Consider the following 3,838-nt stretch of genomic DNA (forward strand, 5'->3'; position numbering starts at 1 on the left):
GGCTGCGCAAGCTCGGCCCCGGCTACATCGCCGACGCGTTCCGCTGGGCCCGGCAGGCCCGACCCCGACGCCAAGCTGTTCGTCAACGAGTACGGCACCGAGGGGCGGACCGGGAAGGCCGACGCGTTGCTGAGCCTGGTGCGGCAGCTTCGCGCCGACGGCGTACCGGTCGACGGGGTGGGCTTCCAGGGGCACCTGGACGCCGAGCGACCGCCCCGGGACGTCCGGGGCAACCTGCGCCGCTTTGCCGCGCTGGGGGTGCGCGTCGCCGTCACCGAGCTGGACGTGCGGGTGCGGCTCCCGGCGACCGGGGAGGGGCTGCGCCGCCAGGCCGCGCTGTACCGGGAGACGCTGCGCGCCTGCCTGGACGTGGCCGCCTGCGTGTCGGTCACCGTGTGGGGGTTCACCGACGCTCGTAGCTGGATCCCCGGCTACCACCGCGGCTACGGCGCCGCCTGCCTCTTCGACGCCGACTTCCGGCCGAAGCCGGCCCACGCGGCGCTGCTCGACGAGCTGCTGGCCCGCCGGCGCTCCGACCGTTGACGTCGCCGGGGCGCAGCGCCTGCCCGGCGGGTCACGAGCCGGCGGCGATGATCTCCTTGACGGCGTCCCGGCGGACCGCGTCGTAGAGGGTCCGCGCCCGGCGCTCGTCGGCGAACACCACGCTCTCGTTGCCGACGGTGCCCGTGCCCCGGGTGGGTGAGGTGAAGAAGAACAGGTTGCCGCCGCGCAGCCCGCGTAGCTGGGTCGCCATGTCCAGCAGGGACATGCCCCGGTCCACCGAGACCGAGTCCGATGTGGCCCGGACGAAGGCGTTGAGTCGGCCGGGGTTGGCGAGGATGCCGCCGGACGCGGCCCGGTCGAGGATCGCCTTGATGACCTGTTGCTGGTGCCGGATCCGGGCGAAGTCGCCGTCGGCGAACTGTTTGCGCTGCCGGGCGTAGTCCAGCGCCGTCTCGCCGTCCATCAGCTGCGGCCCCTGCCGGAAGGTGCGGAACGGGGGGTGGATCGAGGTGAACGACTTCTCCGAGGTGATCTCGACCCCGCCCAGGGCGTCGATGATCTCCCGGAACCCCGCGAAGTCGATCAGCGCCACGTGGTCGATGCGGACGCCGGTGAACTGCTCCACCGTCCGCACCATGAGCGGGACCCCGCCCCAGGCGTACGCGGCGTTGATCTTCGCCTCCCGGCCGCCGTGCCGGCCGTCGCCCGAGCGGGGGATCGGCACCCAGGTGTCCCGGGGGATCGAGATCAGCTCGGCGCTCGACCGGTCCTTCGGCAGGTGCGCCACGATGATCGTGTCGGCCCGCGACCCCGTGGTCCCGTCCGGGTCCCGCGAGTCGCTGCCCAGGACCATGATGTTCACCGCGCCCCGGGCCACCGCCGCCGGCCGCTCCTGCTCCGGCACCTCGGCGAACGCGTCGACCCGGTCGACGCCCCGCTCCACCGACCGCAGCCACAGCCCGCCGGCGACCGCGCCACCCGCGCCCAGCAGCGCCACCGCGAGCAACACGACCAGCGCGATCCGCCCCCACCGGCGGCGCTTCGGGCGCGAGTTGGCACCCTCCGGTGTGGACGGGCCGGCGGGCGGACTGGCCGGGCCGTCCTGGGTCGGGCGCGCGGCCTGATCGGGACGAGACATGGCGGCGATGCTATCGATCCGCCGCGCCGCGCACCGGCCCGATCGGGCGGCCCGGGGCCGGGCGAAGGTGAACTTCGCCACCCGTTGTTTGCCCGGAACTGGTAGAACCCTTCCGTGGATGCAACCAAGCTGCGGCGGGCCATCGCCCGCACCCGGCTCGCCCCGGTCGCCGCCTTTCCCAAGCGGCTCGCCCGGGTGGCCCGGCACGACGTCAAGGTGCTGCGCACCTCCGCCCGCTGGCTGGTCACCTCGCGGGAACACCACAACTACACGTACGAGCTGACCAAGCTGAGCCGGCAGCACCTGTCCTGGTTCGTCAGCGTCGTCTGCGACGTGCCGGTGTCCCGCGTCCGTGGCTGGTTCGCCGAGATCGAGGGCGACGAGGAGTTGCGCCGGCACATCGAGCGGGCCACGGCCGAGGCGTCCCGCCGGGGCCTGGCCGACCGCGAGGTCCGCTACGCCCGCCGGATCGGCTGGTACGCCATGGTCCGCGCCACCCGCCCGGCGCACGTGGTGGAAACCGGCGTCGACAAGGGGCTGGGTAGCTGCGTGCTGGCGTCCGCCCTGCTGCGTAACGCCGCCGAGGGGCATCCCGGCCGGGTCACCTCACTGGACATCAACCCCGAGGCCGGCTACCTGGCCCGCACCGCCCCCTGGTCCGACGTCGTCGACCTGGTGATCGGCGACTCCATCGCCTCGATCGGCGCCCTCGACCGGCCCGTCGACCTCTTCCTGCACGACAGCGACCACAGCCGCGCCCACGAGAAACGCGAGTTCGACGCCGTCGAGCCGAAGCTCGCCCCCGGCGCGCTGCTGCTCACCGACAACGTCACCGCCACCAACGTCCTCGCCGAGCACGCCGAACGCACCGGCCGGCGGTTCCTCGCCTACCGGGAGACCCCGGCCCGGCACTGGTATCCGGGTGACGGCATCGGTGCGGCGTGGTGAGGCTCACGGCCCTGTATACCTACCCGGTCAAGGGTTGCCGCCGGCTCGACCACGACGCCGCCCGGGTCGAACCGTGGGGCCTGGCCGGCGACCGGCGCTGGATGGTGGTCGACCCCGATGGCCTGGGCCTCACCCAGCGGGAGGTGACGGCGCTGGTCGGGCTGCGGGCCGCACCCCGCGACGGGGGCCTGTCGCTACGCGCCGAGGGCCACGCCGACCTCGACGTGGCCGAGCCGGCCGGGGGCGAGCCGCTGCCCGTGCGGGTGTTCCGCGACCGGCTGCCGGTGCCCGCGCTCCCCGCCGGCCCGGCCGCCGACGGGTGGCTCGGCACGCTGCTCGGCCGCCCGGTCCGCCTGGTCCACCTGGCCCGGCCCGCCCGGCACCTGCCGCCCGCCGCCCGGGCCCACGACACCGGCGACCAGGTCAGCTTCGCCGACGAGTACCCGCTGCTACTGGCCAACGCCGCCTCCCTCGACGCACTCAACGGCTGGCTCGCCGAGGCCGGCGGGCCGCCCGTGCCGATGAGCCGGTTCCGTCCCAACCTGGTCGTCTCCGGCGCGCCCGCCTGGGCCGAGGACGGCTGGGCCGGCCGCCGGCTGCGGGTCGGCTCCGCGTGGTTCCGCGCCGCAGGGTTGTGCGGTCGCTGCGTGGTCACCACCACCGACCAGGAGACCGGGGTACGCGGAAAGGAACCGCTGCGCACGCTCGGCCGGCACCGCAACGTCGGCGGGAGGCTGCTGTTCGGGCTCCACCTCGTCCCCGAGGGGCCGGGCGCGGTGCGGGTCGGCGACCCGCTGCACGTTGCGGCGGCGACCCCCGGGCCGGTGGTGGCCGGGGCCTGACCGGCCACGCGGGTCGGGCCGGTCGGCCCGCGTCTTAGTTTTGGCTTAGCCGGCTTGTCTCGGGCGACATGGGTTAGGCAGCATGACCGGCGTGACGGACGGTAGCGCGCCCACGGACGCCCCCCACGCCGCTGGCGGCCCCGGGCGCCGCCGCGCCCCGCGCCCCGGCCGGTCCCGCTGGCTCGCCGCTGGCGGGGTGGCCGCCCTCGCGGGCGTCCTTGGCCTGACCCTCGCCCTGCGCGCGGGCGCGACCCCCGCCTGCGCCGCCCCGCCGGCTGCCGCCGCCCCGCTCGCCGCCGCCCCGCCAACCGGTGGGACCGTCCACAAGGGCAAGGCGACCTTCTACGACTCCAAGGGCGCCGGCGACAACTGCTCCTACCCGAGCGCGCCGGCGAACCGGCTCTAC

General features: G+C 75.3%; 4 protein-coding genes and 1 pseudogene. 4 read left to right on the forward strand and 1 reads right to left on the reverse strand.

Going from position 1 to position 3,838, the window contains the following annotated elements:
* On the forward strand, positions 1-543 hold a 543-nt coding region (locus MCAG_RS21305), incomplete at its 5' end, for an endo-1,4-beta-xylanase (RefSeq protein ID WP_198141603.1).
* 31 nt (positions 544-574) lie between these two features.
* On the opposite strand, the gene MCAG_RS21310 is transcribed toward MCAG_RS21305, so the two are convergent.
* Positions 575-1,642: an LCP family protein gene (locus MCAG_RS21310; protein WP_083802450.1), complete on the reverse strand. Its 1,068-nt coding sequence runs from the start codon at positions 1,640-1,642 to the stop codon at positions 575-577.
* Positions 1,643-1,756: 114 nt separating this feature from the next.
* Here MCAG_RS21310 and MCAG_RS21315 point away from each other — a divergent pair, with 114 nt between their 5' ends.
* From MCAG_RS21315 to MCAG_RS33815, 3 genes and pseudogenes are all read left to right on the forward strand, one after another.
* Positions 1,757-2,590 (forward strand): class I SAM-dependent methyltransferase, encoded by an 834-nt coding sequence (locus MCAG_RS21315; protein ID WP_007075053.1) that lies wholly within the window; start codon positions 1,757-1,759, stop codon positions 2,588-2,590.
* Entirely contained in the window at positions 2,587-3,432 is an 846-nt protein-coding gene (locus MCAG_RS21320) for an MOSC domain-containing protein (RefSeq protein ID WP_007075054.1), read from the forward strand. Before MCAG_RS21315 ends, MCAG_RS21320 begins: the two co-directional genes overlap by 4 nt.
* A 91-nt stretch (positions 3,433-3,523) precedes the next feature.
* A pseudogene (locus MCAG_RS33815) lies at positions 3,524-3,838 on the forward strand (hypothetical protein); the annotation flags it as partial.

The sequence above is a fragment of the Micromonospora sp. ATCC 39149 genome, assembly GCF_000158815.1.
Classification (GTDB): Bacteria; Actinomycetota; Actinomycetes; order Mycobacteriales; family Micromonosporaceae; genus Micromonospora.

Bases quoted from the DNA above. Each gene is read 5' to 3' on its own strand.
- MCAG_RS21310 (WP_083802450.1), bottom strand. From the start codon at position 1,642: ATGTCTCGTCCCGATCAGGCCGCGCGCCCGACCCAGGACGGCCCGGCC.